The organism is Nitrosomonas communis (assembly GCF_024102715.1).
Lineage (GTDB): Bacteria > Pseudomonadota > Gammaproteobacteria > Burkholderiales > Nitrosomonadaceae > Nitrosomonas > Nitrosomonas communis_B.
Genome location: NZ_JAGFJM010000099.1, coordinates 1 through 24,289, shown reverse-complemented (window position 1 = coordinate 24,289; position 24,289 = coordinate 1). Strand labels below are relative to the sequence as shown.

Annotated in this window: 21 protein-coding genes; 18 read left to right on the top strand and 3 right to left on the bottom strand. The window is 47.1% G+C overall.

Going from position 1 to position 24,289, the window contains the following annotated elements; translation table 11 throughout:
* Positions 1–207: 207 nt before the first annotated feature.
* The 8 genes from J5I83_RS09410 to J5I83_RS09375 all read left to right on the top strand — a co-directional run bounded on the left by J5I83_RS09410 (position 208) and on the right by J5I83_RS09375 (position 13,860).
* Positions 208–1,476, top strand: a complete 1,269-nt coding sequence (locus J5I83_RS09410) for an ABC transporter ATP-binding protein (RefSeq protein ID WP_304055312.1) — start codon at positions 208–210, stop codon at positions 1,474–1,476.
* Positions 1,476–3,338 carry a GNAT family N-acetyltransferase gene (locus J5I83_RS09405; protein ID WP_304055310.1) on the top strand — a complete coding sequence of 621 codons (1,863 nt, stop codon included), beginning with the start codon at positions 1,476–1,478 and terminating at the stop codon, positions 3,336–3,338. Before J5I83_RS09410 ends, J5I83_RS09405 begins: the two co-directional genes overlap by 1 nt.
* 68 nt (positions 3,339–3,406) lie before the next feature.
* A complete protein-coding gene (locus J5I83_RS09400) occupies positions 3,407–7,270 on the top strand; it encodes a glycosyltransferase (RefSeq protein WP_304055308.1) in 3,864 nt (1,287 codons plus the stop codon).
* Between the two features lie 24 nt (positions 7,271–7,294).
* On the top strand, positions 7,295–8,200 hold the full coding sequence (locus J5I83_RS09395; protein WP_304055306.1) for a glycosyltransferase family 2 protein: 906 nt from the start codon (positions 7,295–7,297) through the stop codon (positions 8,198–8,200).
* Positions 8,169–9,092: an NAD(P)-dependent oxidoreductase gene (locus tag J5I83_RS09390; protein ID WP_304055304.1), complete on the top strand. Its 924-nt coding sequence runs from the start codon at positions 8,169–8,171 to the stop codon at positions 9,090–9,092. The genes J5I83_RS09395 and J5I83_RS09390 overlap by 32 nt, the downstream gene beginning before the upstream one ends.
* Before the next feature lie 185 nt (positions 9,093–9,277).
* Positions 9,278–11,017, top strand: a complete 1,740-nt coding sequence (locus J5I83_RS09385) for a type I secretion system permease/ATPase (RefSeq protein ID WP_304055302.1) — start codon at positions 9,278–9,280, stop codon at positions 11,015–11,017.
* 120 nt (positions 11,018–11,137) lie between these two features.
* On the top strand, positions 11,138–12,490 hold the full coding sequence (locus J5I83_RS09380) for an HlyD family type I secretion periplasmic adaptor subunit (protein WP_304055299.1): 1,353 nt from the start codon (positions 11,138–11,140) through the stop codon (positions 12,488–12,490).
* 2 nt (positions 12,491–12,492) lie between these two features.
* Positions 12,493–13,860: a TolC family outer membrane protein gene (locus J5I83_RS09375; RefSeq protein ID WP_304055297.1), complete on the top strand. Its 1,368-nt coding sequence runs from the start codon at positions 12,493–12,495 to the stop codon at positions 13,858–13,860.
* A 49-nt stretch (positions 13,861–13,909) separates the two neighbouring features.
* Here J5I83_RS09375 and J5I83_RS09370 read toward each other — a convergent pair whose 3' ends face one another.
* The gene (locus J5I83_RS09370) at positions 13,910–14,356 is read right to left on the bottom strand and encodes a DUF5658 family protein (RefSeq protein ID WP_304055295.1); all 447 of its coding nucleotides are present in this window, start codon (positions 14,354–14,356) and stop codon (positions 13,910–13,912) included.
* A gap of 273 nt (positions 14,357–14,629) precedes the next feature.
* Here J5I83_RS09370 and rpmH point away from each other — a divergent pair, with 273 nt between their 5' ends.
* From rpmH to J5I83_RS09320, 10 genes are all read left to right on the top strand, one after another.
* Complete coding sequence (gene rpmH / locus J5I83_RS09365) at positions 14,630–14,764, top strand: 50S ribosomal protein L34 (protein WP_304055293.1); 135 nt, start codon at positions 14,630–14,632, stop codon at positions 14,762–14,764.
* Between the two features lie 44 nt (positions 14,765–14,808).
* Positions 14,809–15,168: a ribonuclease P protein component gene (gene rnpA, locus J5I83_RS09360; RefSeq protein ID WP_304055291.1), complete on the top strand. Its 360-nt coding sequence runs from the start codon at positions 14,809–14,811 to the stop codon at positions 15,166–15,168.
* Complete coding sequence (yidD, locus tag J5I83_RS09355; RefSeq protein WP_304055289.1) at positions 15,156–15,365, top strand: membrane protein insertion efficiency factor YidD; 210 nt, start codon at positions 15,156–15,158, stop codon at positions 15,363–15,365. The genes rnpA and yidD overlap by 13 nt, the downstream gene beginning before the upstream one ends.
* Positions 15,366–15,414: 49 nt before the next feature.
* The gene (yidC, locus tag J5I83_RS09350) at positions 15,415–17,148 is read left to right on the top strand and encodes a membrane protein insertase YidC (protein WP_304055288.1); all 1,734 of its coding nucleotides are present in this window, start codon (positions 15,415–15,417) and stop codon (positions 17,146–17,148) included.
* Positions 17,149–17,211: 63 nt separating this feature from the next.
* Positions 17,212–18,567, top strand: coding sequence for a tRNA uridine-5-carboxymethylaminomethyl(34) synthesis GTPase MnmE (gene mnmE / locus J5I83_RS09345; protein ID WP_304055352.1), 1,356 nt, complete (start codon positions 17,212–17,214; stop codon positions 18,565–18,567).
* A gap of 367 nt (positions 18,568–18,934) precedes the next feature.
* The gene (locus J5I83_RS09340) at positions 18,935–20,248 is read left to right on the top strand and encodes a tyrosine-type recombinase/integrase (protein ID WP_304055285.1); all 1,314 of its coding nucleotides are present in this window, start codon (positions 18,935–18,937) and stop codon (positions 20,246–20,248) included.
* A gap of 266 nt (positions 20,249–20,514) precedes the next feature.
* On the top strand, positions 20,515–20,688 hold the full coding sequence (locus tag J5I83_RS09335; RefSeq protein WP_304055282.1) for a hypothetical protein: 174 nt from the start codon (positions 20,515–20,517) through the stop codon (positions 20,686–20,688).
* Positions 20,689–20,707: 19 nt separating this feature from the next.
* Positions 20,708–20,947 carry an AlpA family transcriptional regulator gene (locus J5I83_RS09330; protein ID WP_304055279.1) on the top strand — a complete coding sequence of 80 codons (240 nt, stop codon included), beginning with the start codon at positions 20,708–20,710 and terminating at the stop codon, positions 20,945–20,947.
* 15 nt (positions 20,948–20,962) lie between these two features.
* Positions 20,963–21,427: a CHC2 zinc finger domain-containing protein gene (locus J5I83_RS09325; protein WP_304055277.1), complete on the top strand. Its 465-nt coding sequence runs from the start codon at positions 20,963–20,965 to the stop codon at positions 21,425–21,427.
* Positions 21,424–23,349, top strand: coding sequence for a DUF927 domain-containing protein (locus J5I83_RS09320; protein WP_304055275.1), 1,926 nt, complete (start codon positions 21,424–21,426; stop codon positions 23,347–23,349). The genes J5I83_RS09325 and J5I83_RS09320 overlap by 4 nt, the downstream gene beginning before the upstream one ends.
* 208 nt (positions 23,350–23,557) lie before the next feature.
* On the opposite strand, the gene J5I83_RS09315 is transcribed toward J5I83_RS09320, so the two are convergent.
* Together J5I83_RS09315 and J5I83_RS09310 are read right to left on the bottom strand one after the other, a co-directional pair.
* Complete coding sequence (locus tag J5I83_RS09315; RefSeq protein ID WP_304055350.1) at positions 23,558–24,052, bottom strand: IS630 family transposase; 495 nt, start codon at positions 24,050–24,052, stop codon at positions 23,558–23,560.
* A partial coding sequence (locus J5I83_RS09310) for a transposase (RefSeq protein WP_304055273.1) occupies positions 23,997–24,289 on the bottom strand: 293 nt, incomplete at its 5' end. The genes J5I83_RS09315 and J5I83_RS09310, both read right to left, overlap by 56 nt.

Here is a 24,289-nt window from a genome sequence, read left to right as displayed (position 1 = left end):
CAGATTTCTCTTGAGAGGTCGCCGCTTTGTAGCTAACAATAGTATAATAGATAGCTCTCTATTTAGTATTTTTTCGTGCGAAAATGAGCGTGCACTTCCTATTATTGACACTTTGCGTATCAAATAAAGCCTCTTCTCGAACTTTGCTGTCAGCGCTCATAGTAGATGAACAAATTCTGCTTTAAGAAAACACATAAGTAATTGTTGATGAGCTTGAATGTCAGCCGAATATCAGCATCTTTACAACCTGCCGTGCATGCAGATGGTCTCGGTAAATGTTATCAGTTATACCCGCAACCGATAGATCGCTTAAAGCAGTTTCTATGGCGTGGCAGACGTCAGTATTACCGGGAACTATGGGCACTGCAGGGAATTGATTTGGAAATAATGCCCGGAGAAGTGATAGGAATAATTGGTCGCAACGGCTCGGGTAAATCAACCTTATTGCAACTTATTTGTGGAACATTGACACCGACCTGCGGCAAAGTGGAGGTAAATGGACGGTTGGCAGCGCTACTGGAGCTGGGAGCCGGTTTTAATCCTGAGTTTACTGGACGCGAAAATATCTGGCTAAATGCTGCCGTCATGGGCCTGACCAGAACAGAAATTGCTGACCGGATTGAACAAATTATTACTTTTTCAGAGATTCGCGATTTTATTGATCAACCAGTCAAAACTTATTCGAGTGGAATGTATGTGCGTCTGGCATTTTCAGTAGCAGTGAGTATTGATCCTGATATTCTAATCATTGATGAAGCGCTATCAGTTGGCGATGGTGCATTTGCACGAAAATCTTTTAATTGCATCATGCAATTAAAGGAAAGTGGCAGAACGATCTTATTTTGCTCCCATTCTCTTTTCCAAATTGAATCACTGTGTTCCCGGGCGCTCTGGATTGATCATGGCAAGCTAATGGCGGAAGGAGACGCAAAGCGTGTCGTGTCTGCTTACCAGACATTTTTAGACAGAAGTGTACTAGCAGCCACCGAGCAAGCTGTACCGGCTGGCGATGAAATTGTATCAGCGCCTTTGATCAGTGCTGGTGGATATGCATTCGGGCGTGCGCACCTGGATAAAGTGGTTGTTTACATCGATGGGAAAGCGGATAGTGACGCCATTGTGATAAGCGGGCAATCAACAGTGAGAGTGAAAGTATCGTTTGTTTCCGATCCTGCGATCCCCTGTCCTACTGTTGCGGTGACAATCCATGCGATGGATGGACGCACACTGACTAGCGCAGCCACCTGGGAAGATCAAGTCACATTGGAGCGCACGCTCAATGGAGCGGGACAAATCAGTGCTATTTTTGAACGATTGCCTTTGCTCAAAGGGGAATACTTGATTACTGTTTATTTGCTGTGCGAACAAGGCATCCATCTCTATGATTCAGCAAGCGGTGTAGCTACGCTACATGTCCGACAGGAAGGCAGGCTACAGGGATATTTCGCTGTACCGCATGCATGGAAGGCAAATTAATGAGCACATCCTGGCTTAAACAGGCACCCCTTCCAGATACGCCTGCGACATCTTCCATAAAAACAAACGATATGCGATTGTTTCAGCAAGCTAACGATAGCACTGATTTAAAGCCTGAGGCAATTTCTCCATACAAAGATCTAACTTTCCCGCTCAATGTTTATGCCCACGCATTGCTACTCCAAGAAAATAGAGTAGATTATCTGCATTATGGTTTGTTTCAGGAAAATCAAAATGATCTTGGCGCAGCGCAGCAATTTTCAACCGATTTGTTGTTGCGCCGCTTGCCTGCTGCACCCTGCCGTATCCTGGAAGTAGGGGTCGGCTTGGGGACAATGTTTTCTCTGCTTAGCCAGAAAGGCTATCAGGTTCACGGCATCACCCCGGATGCACAGCAAATCGCACAAATCCACAAGCGGTTGGGCACACAAGCACAGGTAACTTGTCAGTGTCTGGAAGATTTTGAAGCAGCACAGGATAGTTTTGATGTCATGCTGTTTCAGGAATCTGCTCAATATATCGAACCCTTGATTATTTTTAACAAAGGACTCGACTTGCTACCAGCAGGCGGGAGCTTGCTCATCGCCGATGAATTTGCTTTGCGCCGCGCCGATCCCGCTGAGGAAGGATTGCATTTGCTGGATGATATGGTGGCATTAGCCAGTCGCTTCGGATTTGAATTGGTCGAACAGCTGGATTTATCCAGCATGGCGGCACCTACACTGGACTATTTACTGCGCGTGACGGCTCTCCAGCGGCAACGACTGATCACCGATCTTTCCTTGAATGCAGAGTGCTTGGCGCAACTGGATGAATCCAATCGGCTGTATCAAAAAAAATATGCAGGTGGGCAGTTTGGCTATGCGTTACTGCACTTCAGAAAAAAACAGCAACCAGTGTGGCGACTGCGTTTACTGGAAGGAAATCAAATTCCCGACATGCTTGCTTTGTTCGAGCAAACGTTTGGTCATGCCATGACCCCCGCCCAGTGGCAATGGAAATATGGCGCAGGGCGAGGGCGGGCGCTTGGTGTATGGCGCGAGAATCGGCTGATCGCTCATTATGGCGGCATAGCCAGAAAAATTCTGTTTTTTGGACAATCACAAACAGCAGTCCAGATTGGCGATGTCATGGTCGATCCTGCAGAACGCGGTATTTTGACGAAAAAAGGACCTTTTTTCCTGATGGCAGCAACATTTCTGGAACGCTACATCGGCTATGGCAAACCTTATTTACTGGGATTCGGCTTTCCAAATGAGCGCGCCATGAAAGTCGCCGAACGGCAGGGTTTATACGCGGAAACAGGGCGTATGGTTGAGATTGAATGGCAACCTCTAGCCAAAACACCGCAATGGCTGACGCGATTGCATGTTGTCGACAGTATCAATGCTGAGGAGGCCTGGATTGCAACAGCGATTAATCAATGCTGGCAGGGTATGGCAGCGGATTTGCATGATGCATTAGTCGGCGTGCGTGATTGGACGTACTTGCGCGATCGTTATCTTAGACACCCGCATCAATATTACCAATTGGTATTGGTGATCAATCGATTTGGCAGAAAGGTGCGCGGCGTGCTGGTACTTCGGCATAACCCGGAAGGTTGTGAAGTCGTTGACTTGGTTGCTTCATTACAGGAAATTCCGTTGTTGGTGAAGCATGCAAGGAGGATTGCAGGCCTCAGTGCCAATCAGCGGTTATTTTGCCAAATCACTGAAAATTTTGCAGCGTATTTCATTGCGGCAGGAGGCATTCAACATGAGTTACCTATTCGTATTCCAGCCAATGCCTGGAGCGCTGGCCCAGCACCGGCAAAATTACGTGATTGCTGGTGGCTGATGAGTGGCGATATGGATTTTAGGTAAAAAAAAGCAATTTGACTGTTTTACCATTGTTTTGAATGTTTATTCATTAAGCGAGAGAGAAGATATTATTGGAAAATCTGCTTGTTCCCTATCAAGCGACGTTATTCATTCCTGGTAAAAGTGCATTAGTATTGGCACCCCATCCCGATGATGAAGTGTTCGGATGCGGCGGAGCCATCATGCGCCATGTCGAGCAAGGTATCCCGGTACGTGTCATAGTGGTTTCAGACGGTAGCCATGGTGTTCCAGCAGCAGAGCGCGCAGACTATGCGCTTCAACGGCAGCGTGAAAGTGAGGCGGCTGCCAAAGTATTGGGGTATGGTGCGCCCATTTTCTGGCCGCATCGGGACCGGGAGATCTGCTATGGCGAAAAGCTGGTACAGGAAATTTTAGAAGTTGTCAATGACACTCAGGCCGATCTAATTTACGCTCCTTCTATTTGGGAGATGCATCCAGATCATCGCGCTGTGGGAATGGCGACAGTCGAAGCCGTACGAAGAATGGGTGAAGCGATCCGATTGGCATTATATGAAATCGGGATGCCGTTGCGTCCGAATTGCTTGCTGGATATCAGCAATCTTGCTGAACGCAAGATGATGGCGATGCAATGCTTCGTTTCACAGAATGAAAAGCAGCGTTACGATCTGGGGATTGCCGCACTCAATCGCTACCGGACTTATACCCTGCCTGCTGAAGTGAGTGCTGCAGAAGCTTATGTTTTGGTTTCCGCCGAGGAGCTGGCCAATGACGCGCTCAAACTTTATCACTCCGAACGTGTCCGCCAAAAAGAGCTGGGATTGCCCTTGGATGCACGTGATATGCCGCTTGTCAGCGTCATCATTCGCAGCATGGATCGCCCGACACTGTCAGATGCTTTAGATTCAGTCGCATTACAAACTTATCCAAATATCGAGGTCATCGTTGTCAATGCCAAAGGCGGTCGCCATAGCGAACTCAATGAGAAGCATTTTCACATTATCTTGCGATTAGTCAACCAGGGAAAGAACGGCTTATCGCGCGTTAGCGCAGCCAATACCGGTCTTGATAATGCGCGAGGGGATTGGGTGTTGTTGCTTGATGATGATGATACGATTGATCCCGATCATATCCATCGGCTGGTGCACACTGCGCAAACAGCGATTGCGCGCGTGGTTTACACGGGTGTCAGAGTAGTCGACCATCATTTTCATGAGCTGTACATCCTTGATGAGGAATGGGATCGCTCCCGTTTATGGCAGGCGAATTTCATGCCGATTCACGCTGTACTTTTCCAGCGTAGCTTGCTGTTGTCTGGCGCCAGATTCGATGAACAATTTGATGTTTATGAGGATTGGGATTTTTGGGCCCAGCTTGCACTCACTACCCCATTTACGCATATTGCTGGAGTATCCGCAACCTATCGTCTTGCCGGAAATTCGGGTCTTTCCCATGTCTCGGATAGCCATCTTGTGCAGCAGGCACGCAGCCTTTTCTATGAAAAATGGCGGGCACAGATTCCATCGAATGAGCTTGCCATCGCTTTTGCACGTGCTGAAGAGGCGAGAACTTTAACAAGTAAATTGCAGGACACGGAAAATAAATTACAGATGCTAGATAGGGATCTTCAAACGTCCCGTTCTTCCCTTGCTAAAATAAAAGCTGACTTACAAGGTTTACAGGATGCCTATGCCATTTTAGAGCGCGACAGGACAGCATTGCTGGCGTCAACTTCCTGGCGTTTGACTGCGCCGCTTCGCTGGCTAATGACGAAGTTACGAAAATCCGGTTTTCTCAGACGCTCGATTTTCCGGGCTTGCCGTGCGATTTATCACGCTTTGCCGATTAATAGCACGCTGCGTATCCGCCTGCGCAGCTATGCCTTGCGATCCCCCATGGGACGGGTTCTGCAAAAACTGTGGGGAGGCGGATTGATTTCAGGAAGTAAACACAGCGAGATGCTTTCCATCGACAAAGAAGCTGTACGCGCAGAAAGTCATGCTGCTCTTTTAAAATTCCTGGAATCAAATCAGAAATTAAAGCTGCCAGAATCCTCCAGCCCAGTTGTTTCCATTCTCCTGGTTTTATATAACCAGGCTGGCTTGACATACCGCTGTCTTACCGCTTTAGCAGAAGAGCGCTCGGTTACATTTGAGACCCTTATCGTCGACAATGCTTCAGAAGATGCTACAGCTTTATTGCTAGACCGTATCGAGGGTGCGCAGATTATTCGCAATCATGAGAACGAAGGCTTTCTTTTAGCCTGTAATCGTGCTGCCAAAGCCGCTAGCGGAGAATACCTGCTTTTTCTCAATAATGATGCTGTGCTGCTGCCTGGCGCTTTGTCGGCGGCAGTTACACGAATGAGGAATACGCCGGATGCTGGCGCGGTAGGAGGGAAAATTCTCTTATGGAGCGGCAAGCTTCAGGAGGCAGGCAGCATTATCTGGCAGGATGGCAGCTGCTCAGGCTACGGCCGCGGCGAAGATCCCGACGATTCGATTTTCAGTCATGTCAGGGATGTGGATTATTGCTCTGGAGCATTTTTACTGACACGCCGAGCCTTGTTTGCATCGATGGGGCAATTCGATGTTGACTACATTCCTGCGTATTACGAAGAAAGTGATTACTGTGCCAGGCTTTGGCAGGCTGGTTATCGTGTGATCTATGATCCTGCGGTATGCATACGCCATTTCGAATTCGCCAGCTCGGATGCTAAATCTGATCGCGCCTTTGCCTTGCAGAAAAAGAACCGATCGGTATTTATTTCCAAGCAACCAGCTTTTCTGCAATCTCAATTGACGCCATCAGCTTCTAATGTATTATTTGCACGGCAGCGCTTCAAAAAAGGATGTCGGCGCATCCTTTTCATCGATGATCGGCTGCCACGGCGCGATCTGGGTAGCGGATTTCCGCGGGCACTCGAATTTATCAAATCGCTGGATCAGATTGGCTGCTTCGTAACACATTATCCTTTGCAGTTTCCTCATGAACTGTGGGAAGAGGCACGCAAATTTTTACCGGAAACCGTTGAAATTGCTGCCAATCGCGGTGCTTTTGGATTGCAGGATTTTCTTGAAGAGCGGCAGAATTTTTATCATGCTATCATTGTCAGCCGTCCCCATAACATGGTCGTCGTCAACAGCATTGTTTCCTGCCATCCAGAATGGTTTTCTGGAAAAATGCTCGTTTACGATGCAGAAGCGATGTTTTCCCTACGTGAGATTGTGCAGGCGGAGGTAAATGGAAAACCATTTTCTCCTGAAAAAAGCGATCTTTTGATTCACGAGGAATTGGCAATTACCAAGTATGCAAACCGTATCATTACGGTTTCACAAGCCGAAGCAGATCATTTTGTTCGCTATGGTAAGGAAAATGTATTTGTTCTTGGACATGCGCTTGATATCGTTGAAAAAATGCCCGGATTCCAGGAACGTGCGGGTTATTTATTCGTCGGCGCGATGCCGTCAGATTCGTCGCCGAATGCGGACAGTCTGATTTGGTTCTTACGTCATGTATGGCCAATAATTAGCGCGCAGGGAAGTGCACACCTCGACATCATTGGCCTGTGCGAAGCGCCAGCCGTGTTGGGGTTTGCCTCCGATAGGGTTCGCATTCATGGCAGGGTCGACTCTGTTTCAGCGTTTTATGCAAGCGCCCGGCTATTCATTGTCCCAACGAGATTTGCAGCCGGTATTCCTCATAAAGCTCACGAAGCAGCCGCGCAAGGATTGCCGATGGTGGTCACGCCATTGATTGCATCCCAATTAGGCTGGCAGGATGAAATTGCTGTAGGTGATAGCGCCATAAGCTTTGCCAAAGCTTGCCTCGCTCTTTATAACGATTCTGCATTGTGGACAGCCAAGCGCTTATCAGCATTACAAGCCGTTGAGCGCGATTGTAACCGGCAACGTTTTCAGCAGACGGTAGAATCGATTTTAGCTGAGCAGGATTGACCAAGTGAGAGGATGTTTGGCCGAATGAATTATCAATCGCATGTTGCTATCGTAACGGTAAATTATAATGCCGGCTTATCGCTAGCCGGCTGTATTGGCGCAGCGCTGAAGCAAGCACAACAGGTAATCGTTGTTGACAATGCTTCCTCTGATACGAGTTTAATTGAGCTAACAGAAAGGTTTCCAGCAGAACCTCGTTTACAAGTCATCTGCCTGGATAAAAATAGGGGATTTGCTGCGGGATGCAACATCGGTCTAAAAGTAGCGACTGCACCATTTGTTTTGTTTTTGAATCCAGATTGCATGTTACCACCTGGTGCAGTAGAACGATTATTACAAGTAATGGCACAGGATAATCGCATTGGGATGGTTGGCGGGCGACTGCTCAATTCAGATGGGAGTGAGCAAGGCGGTAGCCGGCGCGCGATCCCGACTCCCTGGCGTTCACTTGTGCGAGTGCTGGGGCTTTATCGCTTGGCCAGATATTGGCCACGGCTGTTTTTTGATTTTCATCTGCACCGGCAATCTCTGCCAGAGAAGCCAATCGAAGTGGAAGCCATCTCAGGCGCATTGATGCTGGTTCGCCGGGAAACGATCGAAGAAATTGGCACTTGGGATGAAGGTTATTTTCTTCATTGTGAAGATCTGGACTGGTGCATGCGTTTCCGGCAGAAAGGCTGGAAGATAGTATTTGTTCCCGATGTGCAGGTACTACATTACAAGGGAGTATGCAGTCAGGCTCGCCCGATTTTTGTGGCGTGGCACAAACACCGAGGAATGGTGCGTTTTTACCAGAAATTTTTTCGTAACCAATATCCTGGTATTTTGATGTGGTTCGTAACTGTTGGCATATGGCTGCGTTTCGGTGCAGTAGTAGCCTTTCACACGATCAGCCATCTTGGCAGTTTTGCTGGATTGCGGCGTGGCTGATCAGCGCATAGGGGTGATTGGCGCAACCAGTTCTGTAGGCAAATGTGTATTGCCATTGTTAGCGCAGCATGGCTGGCAAGCCGTGGCATTTTCCCGCCGCCAGGTTGAAGCTGAAATCATGCGACAGAATCCGGCAGTAATCTGGTACCAGCTAGCACATGAGCTTAACATGGCAAGAATGGGAAAACTCCCACCAGCTGATAACAACATCACTTCGTGGTTGTATTTGGCACCAATCTGGACATTGCCGGCTTATTTCGACTTTCTGACCGCACAAGGAGCACAAAGAATTGTGGTGTTGTCTTCCACAAGTATCTTTACCAAAGATGACTCCTCTGACAGTGGAGAAAAAAAGGTTGCACAACACCTGGCTGAAGGAGAAGCAATGCTACGGGCATGGGCTGAAAAGAGTGACGTAACATGGATTATTTTGCGCCCCACACTGATTTATGGTCTGGGGCGTGATAAAAATATTACTGAAATAATCCGATTTATCCGGCGCTTTAAATTTTTTCCTTTACTAGGAAGCGCGCAAGGCTTACGTCAACCGGTTCATGTAGAGGATGTTGCAGCTGCCTGCTTTGCTGCTTTCTTAGCAAGTAACGTAATCAACCGAGCTTATAATATTAGCGGTGCGGAGACACTGACTTATCGCGAAATGATTAAACGAGTCTTCAAAGCATTAGATCAGCCTCCCTGTATGTTAACGATACCGCACTGGCTTTTTCGATTGGTAGTCAATACATTGCGGCAATTACCACGTTATCGTCACTGGACAATTGCCATGGCTGAACGAATGAATCGTAATCTGGTCTTTGATTACGCAGAAGCTGCGCGTGATTTTGGCTATGCACCCAAGCCGTTTCTATTGATGAAAGAGGATTTGCCCTGATGAATGGTTTAAGAATGCCCTTACATGAATAACTTCACAATAACTTCTCTGCTATAACAGTAGACTTGATGTTATAGTCAGGCCAGGCAATATGCCGCAACGGCTAAATTTTACATGGATAGTGCAGCTGATTTTTCTGGCACAGTGGGTATCCCGGAAATTCTGTTGCTCATTAATATTTTTAGATGAAAGCAAAAAATACACCTTATAACGAACTTGCAGAGATATTAATCAGTTTTAAGCGTGCATTTCGTACGGTTGGTGTCTTCAGCGCTGTCATTAATTTGCTGATGCTGATGCCGGCCTTATATATGCTGCAACTCTATGACAGTGTATTAACAAGCCGTAACGAAATGACGTTGCTGATGCTAACATTGATCATGCTGGGAGCTTATATATTTATGGGCGCACTGGAGTATATCCGCAGTTTTGTTTTGATACGGGTAGGCGCGCAATTTGATCTGAAGTTGAACAAGCGTGTCTATACTGCCGCTTTCGAACAAAGTTTGCGGCATGGCAATAGTAATGCCGGCCAGGCTTTACAAGATTTGACCAATCTACGCCAATTTCTGACTGGTAATGCTTTATTCGCCTTTTTTGACGCACCTTGGTTTCCGATTTATCTTCTAGTCATTTTTTTGTTTAATGTCTGGCTGGGTGTGTTTGCTTTGCTTGGCACGGCTGTCCTGGTGCTGCTAGCCTATATCAACGAAAAAATTTCACATAAACTGCTCGCAGAGGCTAATGCTGTGGCAGTGGCCTCGACCACAATGGCGACCAATAATCTGCGTAATGCTGAGGTGATTGAAGCAATGGGCATGCTGCCCAATTTACAGACACGCTGGTACAAACTCCATAGCCGTTTTTTGAATTTACAGGCAGAAGCAAGTGAAAAATCAGGTGTTGTCAGCGCTTTCAGTAAAGCCACTTCGGTTGCGTTACAATCACTGATGCTGGGACTGGGTGCGCTGCTAGTTTTAGAAGACAGTATTTCTCCTGGTATGATGATTGCCGGTTCAATTTTACTGGGTAAAGCGATTAGTCCTGTCCAGTTGCTGATCAGCGTCTGGCGGCAATTTGGCAGTACTCGTAGCGCCTATGAACGACTGACCAAATTGCTCGAAGAAAACCCTGACCGCCAGCCTGGTATGGCATTGCCTAAACCGCAAGGTGCAGTGTCGGTTGAAAATGTCGTGGCAGCACCACCAGGCTCAAAAGTGCCTATTATCAAGGGATTAGTATTTGCAGTTGGCGCTGGGGAAGTATTAGGCGTCATTGGGCCAAGTGGTTCGGGCAAATCCACGCTCGCGCGCTTGCTGGTTGGTGTGTGGCCTGCTACTGCAGGTAAGGTACGACTTGATGGTGCCGATGTATATCAGTGGAATAAGGATGAGTTGGGGCCTCATATTGGCTATCTGCCCCAGGATATTGAATTGTTTGCTGGCACCATTAGTGAAAATATTGCTCGTTTTGGCGAAATCGACTCTGAAAAAGTGATTCTGGCTGCTAAGCGGGCGGGCGTTCATGAAATGATTCTGAGCATGCCTAAAGGCTATGATACGTTGCTGGGAGATGGCGGCGGCGGCCTGTCCGGCGGACAGAAACAGCGTATCGGTCTGGCACGCGCCATGTATGGTGATCCCTCACTAATTGTGCTGGATGAACCTAATTCCAATCTGGATGATGTCGGTGAGCGCGCTTTATTGGCGGCAATTGTTGATTTGCGTAACCGTGGTAAAACGATTGTAGTAATCACTCACCGCACGAGTATTATTTCTGCCACGACCAAGCTACTGCTATTGCGTGAAGGTGCACTTCAGATGTTTGGACCTACTGACCAAGTTCTGGCTGAATTGAATAAACAAAAGCAGGCGGCGCAGCAAGCGCTATTAGCACAACGGCAGATTAAGGAGCAGATTGCTTAATGAGGTATATTCCAGTTTGACATCATTGCCCCTGACGAGCAAACAGGGAGATGAATAAACTTGCTATATAAGTTAATGACTTTGTCACGTTGTGTAACGATGCAGGAATAGAAGAGAGATATGAAGCTCATAAGTCAAAAGGATATAACAACGACTGAAACTGCGCTAACAGATACAGGAAGCCTGATCAAGACGGATGAAACAACTCATGCACGCATTGGCTGGTGGATCGTACTGATTGGCGTCGGTGGTTTTTTGCTGTGGGCAATATTTGCACCATTAGACAAAGGAGTACCCCTTTCTGGATCAGTGATGGTAGCGACTAATCGCAAAGCAGTTCAACATCAAACAGGTGGTATTGTAGATGATATTCTGGTGAAGGAAGGAGACAGAGTCAAAGCCGGCCAGGTGCTTGTGCAAATGAATGATATTCAGGTTAAGGCGCAGGCAGAAGTAACACGCGGCCAACTCATTACTGCCAGGGCTGTCGAAGCACGATTGATAGCTGAGCGGGATAATAAGTCTGAGATCGATTTTCCACCCTTTCTACTTTCTGCCACAAATGATCCCCGCGCAACCAGTAGCATCGCGTTGCAGCAACAGTTGTTTACCTCGCGCAAATCAGTATTGAAACATGAATTGGCCGCGCTGGAAGAAAATATTGCGGGTTTAACTATCCAGTTGCGCGGATTAGAGTCATCGCGCGCAAGCAAGGAACAGCAATTGCAGTTTCTGAAAGAGCAACTCGATAATATGCGGGAATTAGCACGAGACGGCTTTGTGCCGAGGAATCGTGTGCTCGAACTGGAACGTACTTATGCTCAATTAAATGGTGATATTTCCGAAGATAACGGTAATATCGGCCGTATCCAGCGTCAAATTTCAGAGCTTAATCTGCGCCGGGTACAGCGCCTGGAGGAGCATCAGAAGGAAGTTCGCCAGCAATTGACAGATGTGCAACGGGAGGCCGAAGCGCTCAATAGCCGACTGCTGGCGCAAGATTTCGAATTGGCCAACGTTTTAGTGAAAGCGCCGGTAGAGGGCATTGTGGTAGGGATAAATATCTTCACCCGTGGTGGTGTGATTGGACCAGGATTTCGCATGATGGATATTGTGCCATCGGAAGATATGCTGGTTATTGAGGGGCAAGTACCGGTTCATCTTATTGACAAAGTGCATACTGGGCTAGACGTAGATCTCATATTTACTGCCTTTAATCAAAACAAAACTCCGCGCATACCCGGTGTTGTAACGACCGTGTCGGCTGATCGTTTGACCGATGAGCGAACGGGGATGCCTTATTATCAATTGAAAGCCAAAGTAATGCCGGAAGGCATGAAACTACTTGCTGATCTGCAAATACGTGCAGGCATGCCGGTAGAAATTTTTGTAAAAACCGGCGAGCGTTCGCTGATGAATTACCTGCTAAAGCCCATTCTCGATCGGATTCATACCTCGCTTGTGGAAGATTAGCCGTGCCGCTGCGCTTATTTAAGAAGCTCCCCCCATCATCGGTATTCACTCTTGCCTTCTTGTGGCAGGTGGGGGGCATTCAGGCAATGGGCTTATTAGACGCCTATGAAGCTGCTTTAAGGAATGATCCGACCTTTCGTGCGGCAACTCATGAAAATGAAGCTGGTCAGCAAGCAATTGCGCTTGGCCGGGCTGGTCTACTACCAACTTTGTCTGTTACTCATTTGCAAGGAATGAGCCGGGGCACACAAAAAATAGATGAACTTGATCAATTTAACAGGACAATAACGAACAAATCAGATCTCGATTTTAATAGCCAGGTAACCACACTGACATTGCGGCAACCATTGCTAAATATGGAGGCAGCAGCTGGCTATGATCAAGGATTTGCACGCGCCAATTCCAGTCAAGCCAAATTTTTGGGCCAGAGTTATGAACTTGTCGTGCGGCTAGTGGAAGCTTATGTCAGAACACTGCTTGCACAGGATCGACTCTTCTTAGCGAATGCCCAGCATAAAGCGTTGGAGGAGCTGAAGCAAGTTAATGAACATATGCTGAAGAGAGGTGAAGGCACGCAGACAGATGTGCTTGAAACGCTCTCCAGACATGCATTGTCACAGGCCCAAGTGATTGAAGCGCAAGATGAGCTGGATGTCGCCCGCTTAGCCTTAGAAAAAATAGTAGGGCAACAAGTGATGCAGCTTGATTCATTATCCGGTTCTTTTAAAGCACAGCCGATTCATCCACCTGATTTTGAAAGTTGGCGCGAGATGGCGCTTGAACGCAATGCCGAACTGGTGACCCAGCGCCATATCGTCACTTCCAGCCAACTTGAGGTGAAAAAAAGCCGTGCTGGTCATACACCTCGCGTTGATTTGGTAGCAAGCCTGAACAAACAAAACTCTGCATCTTTTATTGTACCAAATCGTGATGCGACTTTTGCCAGTGTCGGTGTAGAAGTCAGCTTCCCCTTATATGCAGGCGGGAGAGTGGTTGCGACCACTAATCAAGCGCAAGCGAATCATGCACGCGCCCAAGCTGATTTAGATGCAATGAGCGATAGAGTATTAGTGGAGTTGCGCAGGCAATACCAATTATTGCAAAGTAGTATTAAACGAATTGAATCCCTAGAGCTAGCAGTCGATTCAGCGCTCCTGCTGGTGCAAGCTACTGAGAAAAGTATCCAGGGAGGTATACGGATTAATCTTGATTTGCTGAATGCACAAAGCCAGTTGTTTTCCGCCCAGGTTGATCTGGCAGAAGCACGATATAGTTATTTACTTGCCTATCTACGATTACGATTAGCTGCAGGCACACTCGCGCTGGAAGATCTAGAAAAGGTCGCCAGCTATTTTGTTGCAGCAAATTAACCATCGTAATTTTTTTCAATTTGACTCGGTGGTTACAATGAGCAGTTTATCAAGCATTGCTCATAGCTGACAGCAGTACAATTTCGTAGCCGACCAATGTGAGATAGCCAAATAATATTAAATACAGCAGATGCTTGACATGTAGCTTTGCAACCAGTTTAACGTGATGGTGAATGACTAGAAAAACCAATGCCAGCGAAGTCAATGCGAGTTTGAAATGAACAAACTTTTCTGGACTGTCTTCAATCAGGATTGCCATGAAGCTATTAAGCTCTACTCCTCCCCCAGCTAAAATGTTGAGCGTCAATAAGGCATCGATTGCGCTGAGTAAAATAATTGCAATGATACAAAGCATGAGATGGTTTGCATAACGATCAACATATGCGGGGCCTGCTCCAGCGCGTCGTTTGTTAACGCGCTTTCCTTTTTTGATTCCCAATTGATAAAGGCAGAAAAAAGGCATGCTCGCCCGACGATCCTGAGATCGTTGATCCATAGTGGTTATATTCCTATTTGTCATGATGTAAGCACTCCTGAAAGTGAATGCAAAACTACGCTCTTTAAATACGCGCAGGCAGCGATTATTGATTTAAGATCCAATTAGTTCAAGTGTACCAGTGTACAGGTATTGCCATGGAGCGGAGCCATCAGCCAGATATAGGACAAATCATAAAAATATGGTTGACATCAATAGTCATAACAGGTTGTAATATGCGGTTCTATTGAGTCAGTATTATCCAATTAATTAAATAAGCAAACCCAAAACAAAATGAAACGCACATACCAACCATCTGTTATTCGCAGAAAACGTACGCACGGTTTCCTTGTACGCATGAGAACCCGCGGTGGCACAGCAGTAATTCGGGCACGCAGAGCCAAAGGCCGGGCCCGTTTGAGTGTCTAGTTGCCATTTTATACACACAACTCGTGCCATGATCGAATGGTTAAGTGAGGATTTATTCACTATCTAAGAAACACCGCTTGCATAAAGCAGCGGAGTTTCAATCTGTTATTCGTTTTAGGCGCATGGTTAGTGGTGAATTTTTCCAGCTCTATGTAAAACCAAGTAATTTGGATTATTCACGGCTGGGATTGATTGTTGCAAAAAAAATGGTGCGACAAGCAATCAAGCGAAATCGATTGAAACGCTTATTGAGAGAAGTATTTCGCATACATCAGCAAGAATTAGACAACATGGACTGTGTTTTTCGGCTACAACGCGCATTAACTCAGATTGACTCTATTCGTATCAGGCAGGAAGCCAAGATGCTCATACTTAAACTTAGGATGCAACAATGGCGCGATTGATGATCGGTCTTATCAAGCTATATCAATACTGCATTGGCCCTTTTTTTCCACCCTCCTGTCGTTTCAGCCCAACTTGCTCAAATTATGCAAGAGAGGCGTTAATCAAATACGGTTTTATCAATGGAATGAAATTAAGCATAAGTCGTATTTTACGTTGTCATCCATGGAATGAAGGTGGATATGACCCCGTTCCTTAAAGACTTTTTAACAAAAAACTATCGCTATAACTAGTTTGACCGGATCAAGATGGAAACAAAAAAAATTGTACTGATCATCATTTTTAGCACATCGCTGCTATTTCTTTGGGATGCCTGGATAAAAGAGCGGGAGAGACTAGATAACTTAGCTGCTGACCTAGCGGTCAGTACAGAAAATGCGTCGTCTCAGCAAAGTAAAAATGCGCTTCCTGCTCCAGGCGATGAGCTGATTTCTTCCCAGTCTGACAATACCCCTCTGCCAGAGACAGAGGGGATGCCATTGGTAGCAACACCGCGTTTGCTGGCAACAGGCGAGCAAATTAAAGTCGTTACTGATATGGTAGTGGCAGAAATTGACACTGTAGGCGGGGATCTGCGCCGCCTCGAATTACTCCAGCACCCATCCAGTGAAAGTAAAGATATCCCTTATGCATTACTACAAAGTCAGGCTTCTCACATTAGCGTAGCGCAATCCGGGTTGATTGGCGATGGACTGCCTAATCATAAGACGGAATACAAGCTGGATTCAGGGACGCGTGACTATACACTAGCAGCTGATCAGGACAAGGTTGTCGTGCGTCTTGTCGCACCGGAAGTAAATGGCGTGCAGGTTACTAAAATCTACACTTTCCATCGTGGAAGCTATGTTATCGACGTTCAATTTGAGGTGCAAAATCTAGGAGAAGCAACAATTCGACCCTTTGCTTATTTCCAGATATTGCGGGATAACGTTCCACCTGCTGGTGCGACCATGATGATTCCTACTTACCTCGGTGCTGCTATTTATACTGAAAATGAAAAATTCCAGAAAATACAGTTTTCTGATCTGGATAAAAATAAAGCAGATTATCCCAAAAATGCCGACAATGGTTGGATTGCCATGTTGGAGCATTACTTTGTTTCAGCCTGGTTGCCACAACAGAAAACACCGCGCGAGTTTTTTGCAAAACGGATAAGTGACAATTTATACAGTGCCGGTGTGATCGTTCCAGTTAGTGCAATTGAGCCTGGTCAAACAACAAGTGTGACGATGCCGCTCTATGAGGGTCCGCAGGAACAAGATAAACTGGCCGAATTGGCCCCTGGGCTAGAGCTCACAGTCGATTATGGCTGGCTTACGGTGGTTGCTGTGCCGTTATTTTGGCTGCTCTCGTTTTATCACGAGTGGGTTGGTAACTGGGGTATCGCCATCATCCTGCTAACGATGACAGTCAAGATTTTATTCTTCCCGTTGTCTGCAGCAGGTTATCGATCGATGGCAAGGCTGCGTTTAGTGACGCCTAAGCTGCAACGCATCCAGGAGCAGTACAAAAGCGATCGCCAACAGATGCATCAGGCGATGATGGAGCTGTACAAACAAGAAAAAATCAATCCGATGGGCGGGTGCCTTCCTATTCTGGTGCAAATCCCTGTGTTCATCGCGCTATTCTGGACATTGCTGGCTGCTGTTGAGCTGCGCTATGCGCCGCTTGCATTGTGGATTACGGATTTGTCTTCCCCTGATCCTTACTACGTACTGCCTGTTCTCATGGGGATTTCAATGTTCGTTCAACATAGATTGAATCCCAAGCCGACTGATCCAATACAGGCAAAGGTCATGCAGATAATGCCATTTATGTTCAGTGTATTTTTCTTCTTTTTCCCGGCTGGTCTCGTATTGTATTCATTGGTGAACAATGTGCTATCTATTGCGCAGCAGTGGCAGATCACCCGAATGTACGGTCAACCTACTGCCGAAACAATCACCAGTAAGAAGAAAGTAAAAGAAAAAAGAAAACCTTAAATAAGGTTCGGTATGGGTGAGCGTCTTTCGATTGATGGACGCTCACTGACACGCAAGAATGATATGCAAAGCAATGACATCATTGCTGCCATCGCAACGCCACCCGGGCGTGGTGGCATCGGAATCATCCGGCTTTCCGGTAAAAATTTACAATCCATTATTCAAGCTATTCTTGGCTTGATACCTTACCCTCGTAGCGCACATTTAAGCCATTTTCTTGATGAAAATGGTCAACCGATTGATCAAGGCATTGCCATTTATTACCCCTCTCCGCATTCTTACACTGGCGAAGACGTGCTCGAATTGCAAGGTCATGGTGGCCCGGCGGTAATCAATTTATTGTTATCGCGCTGTCTCCACTTAGGCGCCAGATTAGCTGAGCCAGGCGAATTTACGTTACGCGCCTTTCTGCATAATAAACTTGATCTGGCTCAGGCTGAAAGTGTGGCGGATCTGATCAACGCCAGTACCGCGGGGGCTGCGCGCTGCGCCATGCGCTCCTTGCAGGGAGATTTTTCCGCAACCATCCAGGCGCTGGTAAATGCACTGATCGATTTACGCATGCTGGTCGAAGCCACACTGGATTTTCCAGAGGAGGAAATCGATTTTCTAGAGTCAGCACATGCGGCAACTCAATTACATACTATCCGTGAAAAGCTGGAACGCGTCTTGATCTCGTCCCGTCAGGGCAGCTTGCTGCAGGAAGGGGTCAAAGTCGTGCTAGTAGGACAGCCTAATGTCGGTAAATCCAGTCTGATGAACCGGTTAGCCGGCGATGAAGTGGCCATTGTAACGGAAATAGCCGGCACCACACGCGACACAATTCAGCAGTTAATTCAGATTGAAGGTATGCCGGTGCATATCATCGATACTGCCGGCTTGAGGGAAACTATGGATATCGTTGAACAAAGCGGTATTGCCCGCACCCACGCTGCGATTAGGAAAGCGGATATGGTGCTGTTGCTGATCGATAGCCGCTACGGAGTGACGGAGGCAGACCAGCAAGTACTGCAAAGCTTGCCTGCCGAGCTACCGCTACTCACTATCTATAACAAGATTGATTTAATAGGCGAAACTGCCCGGATTAAGGAAGAATCAGGCAAACCAGTTGTTTATCTTTCTGCTAGAACAGGCACCGGTTTGGAATTATTACGCATGAAAATGCTCGAGATAATCGGCTGGCAGTCCAATATTGCGGGAGAAGGTCTGTTCATGGCGAGGCAGCGGCATCTGCAGGCACTGAATAAAGCGCGGGCACATCTTGATAATGCAGTTTCCTCGATGGAATGTGACGGACAATTGGAGTTGCTGGCAGAAGAATTACGGCTCGCACAACTCGCATTATCCTCGATTACCGGAGAATTCACCGCAGATGATTTACTGGGTGAAATTTTTTCCCGCTTTTGTATTGGGAAATAACTAAACTTCCGGGCGCTTCCGGTATATTCAACATAACCACCTGATAAACCTTTTAAATAACGTCTTTCCATTCTGTAATTGTCTTGTTTGTTCCGGCCTAATCCGGTTAAAATTGTTCCCTGATCTGTTCCCATTTGATTATTTGTCTGCTCCCTATTAAGGGAACATTTTTCCAGAAGATAGCTAAATTGGTACTATTTTTCTTGCGACAAATCAAGTTGAGTAGAATGGATAGACAGTTTTAATAAGTTTTAAGGCTTATAAATAGGAGCTTTAAACAATTGTTCCCTGATTATTTATTTGTTCCCAAATATAAGAATTACTTAGGGAACATAATCAGAATTGTTCCCTGAAAGGATGGTGGATTATGGCTTTATCGGATGTGAAACTGCGAATGTTAAAACCAGCAGATAAGACTTTTTCTGAATCTGACGGCGGCGGGCTACATATCGAGGTACAACCTAGCGGCACGAAGATCTGGCGAATGCGTTATCGGCTGGTCGGGAAGCAAGAGAAAGTCACATTAGGCGACTACCCGACCTACTCCCTTGCCGAGGCCCGAACATGGCGTGAGAATTGCAAGGCGCTGGCCGGACGTGGTTTATCCCCCATGGCTTTGAAGCGTGGTGACCCTATCCCTTACGATGCCTCCCCTACCGTCAAGGAGCTGGCGCAAAGCTTCATTCAAAGCTGGTGTATTCAAACCCACGAAAAGCTTAAAGCTAAGCAAGAAGCTCGAAAGGCTGTTGACACTGTGGAGGCGTTCGCTTGGCGCTGGTATTCTGAAATCGTGGAACCGGCGAACAGTAATCCGCGTAACATCAAACGGGTACTGGAGAAAGACGTAATTCCAGCAATAGGCATGAAACAAATAGCCGATGTGACCGTAACCGACATTCTGGCAATTACCGACAAGATCAAGAACCGTGGAGCCGATCAAATGGCACTGCAAACCCGCAATGTATTGAAGCGGTTATTTGCCTACGCCATTGCACGTGAGAAAACTCAATTTAACCCAGCAGCAGCGATTGAGGCGAAATTCATTGCTCAAGCCAAGAGTCGTGATGTAGCTCTGACATCAGTTGAAATTGGGAAACTGCTTCGTGGTATCTACCAGTCCAGCATAAATCGGTCACACAAATTAGCGCTGCATTTGCTGATTTTGTGCATGGTGCGAAAAACTGAGCTGATCGAAGCCAAGTGGGAAGAAATAGACTTTAGCAAAGCGGAGTGGGCTATCCCCAGTGAGCGCATGAAGAAAGACAAGCCACACCTTGTTCCATTGTCCCGGCAGGTGCTAGCAATGTTTGAGGAATTAATGAGTTTAGCAAGCGGTTCAGAGTGGGTATTCCCTAGTCGGGGCAGCTTGAACAAACCTATAGCCCACAGCACCCTTAATGTTGCGGTGAGAGCGCTAGATATCGACGTGCGTGATTTTGTAATCCATGATTTTCGTCGAACAGCATCAACTCACTTGCATGAAGCAGGTTTCAATTCAGACTGGATTGAGAAATGCTTGGCTCACGAAACCAAGGGTATTCGAGGTGTTTATAACCGAGCGCAGTATGCTGATCAGCGGCGAGGAATGCTTCAATGGTGGGCTGACTTCGTAGATAGCCAGATTGAGGAAGGCCGCAAGGTAATCATTGGCAGGTTTGGCAAGGCATTTCAATCTTCCTGACCATTCCTTGACATTGTAATCGCGCTAGACTTATCCTTTCTTTGCCACGGAGATAAACGTGGTCAGGATCGCAAACCTGATTGGAGCGGCAAATGGTCGCAAACTTAATACGACTATTATTTCGCCTGTTGTTCCTCTTATGGCAGGCTGGACAGGGAAACCGAAAGGTTTGCCGGTGCTCCACCGGATTTGCGACCCTGTTTCGGTCTGCCACCACTTCTCGCAAAGAGTGATGGCGGTTCATAAAACGAACCGGAGCACACATCATGAACAAAATTCAATACACGCATTCGCGTGAACTTATCTCCATGCGTCATTCTGATCTTGTCATCGACTCAAATGAAGGCAGGGTGGTTTTAGTGGTTCAAAACACGGAAAATGGCGCAAAACGGCCTATTTCCGTGCTTAATAATCCTGTTCACGCCGGTATATTCCGGTGAATACAAAAAAGGATTAAACATGGCAGCGCAAATCAAAAAATCATTAGCAATTCTTCGACGCAAACAAGTAGAGGCTCGTCTTGGACTTTCGCGTTCAACGATCTACGGAAAGATGAAACTCAATCCGAAGCGGCCACATGAGTATGACCCGACTTTTCCCAAGCCTATTAGAGTGGGACTTAAAGCGGTGGGATGGGTTGAGCACGAGATAGACGAATGGCTGGCGGCTCAGATCAAGAAAAGCCGCAGTGGCCAATAAAAAAGGAGCGCCGACATGAACGCTCCTTTAAAAACAACGACTTTGAAACAAAACAGAGTCGATATTTTACCACATCTACAGAAAGTTAAGCGAGTCGGTGAAGGTCGATATCTTGCTTGCTGTCCAGTTCACGACGATAAAAATCCGTCAATGACGGTAACTGTAAAACCTGATGGCGTTGTCGTCATGTATTGTCATGCCTGCGGCGCAAAAGGCCTTGATATTGTTAATGCGCTCGGTATTGATCCGTCAGCGCTATTCCCTCTTGCTGACAACCCACGTTATGAAAAACAACAGCGCAGCGGATTTAGCGCTTGGCAGCTGCTGCACGCCCTCGAAAAGGATTTGCTGGTTGTTTTGATCGCCATTAATGACTTTCTTCTTAATGGTAAAAAGCCTTGTCAGTCAGACGTGGATTATCTGACTGACGTTTGCAAGCGCATTAATGAGGCGTTGCAATATTTGGAGGGGCGAAAATGACCAGCTTAAAGCAAATGGTGGAACAAGCTTATTACGATGACAATGATGTTCTTCATTATCTGCCTGAAGAAAACGCAGACCATGTTAATTTTGATGGGGACACTGGGGACAATGGGGACAAAAACGAAGAATCAAGCATTCATGCGGGTTTCGACGATTCTGATTTGTCTCCAAATGAAAAAAATGAGGTGGAGACAAGTGGGGACAAATCCAATTTCGAGGTGATTGAGTACCAAAAAGGCCGTCGAAATGGAGTGTATTTCACCGAAGAAAACGAAGATGGAGACCCGGCTTATACGTGGCTGTGTGCCCCGCTAAAGGTGCTTGCCGAAACGAGAGACTACAGCCAAAGTAATTGGGGACGGCTCTTGTCATGGCGTGACAACGACAATCACGAGCATACGTGGGCATGTCCTGCTGAATTGTTGCAATCGACAGATCAGAGCGAGTTTAGAAAGATGCTTGCGAGTGGGGGATTGATTATCAGCACCAACTCGAAAGCAAGAAAGCTGCTGTGCGATTACGTGTTGACTCATAAAGCAGACAAGAGAGCGCGATGCATTGATCGGGTAGGATGGAGTAGCGGCAGATATGTTCACAATTCGCGCGTGATCGGCAACAAAAGCGGCGATGACATGATTGTCTATCAAGGTGCGGCATCGGCTGATTTTTCAGAAAAAGGCACGCTGGACGAATGGAAAGCCAACATTGCATCAATGGCTGCTGAAAATAGCCGAATGACATTCTCTATAAGCTGTTCATTTGCTGGCGTGCTGGTTGAACTTGCGGGTGAGTCTGGCGGCGGATTTCAATTTACGGGGCAAACATCTAAAGGCAAGACCAGCACCTTGATTGATCCTGCCGCAAGTGTGTGGGGACATCCTGACTCATTCGCCAAAAAGTGGCGCACTACGACAAATGGACTGGAGGCGCTTTGCCTTGCGAGAAATCACAACATTCTGATTCTTGATGATCTTGGACAAATCGACCCAAGGGAAGCAGGGCAAGCCGCATATTTGATTGCGAACGGTCAAGGTAAACAGCGGATGAGCAAGGAGGCTTACGCAAGGCCATTGACCACCTGGAAAACTCTATTGCTATCTTCAGGCGAGATTGACTTGACGCAGCATATTGAAAGTACGGGGAAAAAAGCCAAGGGAGGGCAAGCGGTGAGGTTGCCCAGCATTCCTTGTGATACCGGTTCAGGTTGGTACACGATTGAAGAACTTCACGGGTGCACGGACGGTAAAGAGTTTTCGGGGAAGATGAAGGAGGCATCACGTAAATATTACGGGACGGCTGGCGTAGCGTTTCTTGAAAAACTGACCGGTGACTATTTGGCGCTTGCGCCTGGCGTTAAAGAGGCGATAAGGGCTATCGTTAACAGCTTCAATCTGCCCGCTAATCATCCGCCAGAAGTTGGCAGGGTTGCCGAGCGGTTCGCGCTAGTGGCTTATGCTGGCGAGTTGGCGACAAAGTACGGCGTTACCGGATGGAAAAAGGGTTCAGCGTTATCTGCGACACATCGATGCTTCAGTGATTGGCTAGCGCAATCAGGCGGTGGTGTCGGACACGATGACAAGGCATTGCTGGATCAGGTATCGGCCTACCTGCAAACATATGGTGGCAGTCGGTTTCCCGCTCACGATGCTACCCCTGATGAGCTGGCTAAGGTTCATAGCTGTTCAGGATTTACCAGAACCGAAGATGGTGAGACTCAATATCTTGTTGAATCACAAGCGTTCAAGGGTGAGCTTTGCAAAGGATTTGAACTGAAGTACGCAATTGCAACGCTCACCAACAAGGGATGGCTAACCCCTGGGAATGATCGCACACAACAGAAGCCAAGGATAGCGGCCTTAAATAAAACAGTATGGGCTTACATCATAAACAGCCGCGCTATTGAGGGTGGCGACCTATGATTACTCAAGACTGGTTCGTTCGTGAAGTTCTCAAAAAAGACTTTGTCCCCAATTCTGCGATTTGTCCCCAGTCCCAAAAAACTGATTGAGGACAAAATGAGAAGATGGAAATCCGCATGGATAAAGGGTTTCAAGAACCTGTCCCCAATGTCCCCAGTGTCCCCACTATAGCCTACGTCACATAAAATGATTCAATTTTAAAGAGTTGCTAAACGGTTTGGTTTTGTTGTTTTCTGATTGCTTTGGCTTGTGCCCATTTGTGCTCAATGGGGTTAAGGTCTGGTGAATATGCTGGCAGATATTCAAGCGTATGTCCGGCCTGTGTGATTGCATTTTGAATATCCTGTCTTTTGTGGAAGGTCGCGTTATCCATAACCACAACTGATGCTGGCGGGAGTTTTGGCAACAAATCGTGTACCGTCCAGCCGAAAAAAGTATCTGCATCAATATTGCTTTTGAACAATCCCACCGTCAGAAGACATTTGCCAATCAACGCGCCGATCACATTGACGCGGCCTCTGGCATGCCAATTACACACACCGTGACACCGCTTGCCAATGGGCGCATACCCATGTGTTCGTGGCATATCGTGAGCAAAACCACTCTCATCAATATAGACGATGGCGCGGTTTTGAGCCTTATACGCCTTAATCGTCTCCTGGAAGGTATGCCGTCTGTCTTCGTCCGCTTTGGGATGCTGCAGTGTTTTTTTTATAGCTGATGTTCATACGCCGCAGCGCGTGGCCGATACCTTTTTCGCTTACACCTGGTCGAAACGCCTGCACATCACGGGCCAACGCCATCATGTCGATCTTCGTCGCCGGTTTGTTACGGGTCTGCTTGGGATTGGGATTCTTCACCCAGCGCGTCACGCTGGCAATTCCCACGCAAAAATGCGCTGCCGCCTGCGCAATGGTAAGTCCTTCCTTCTTACGAACAG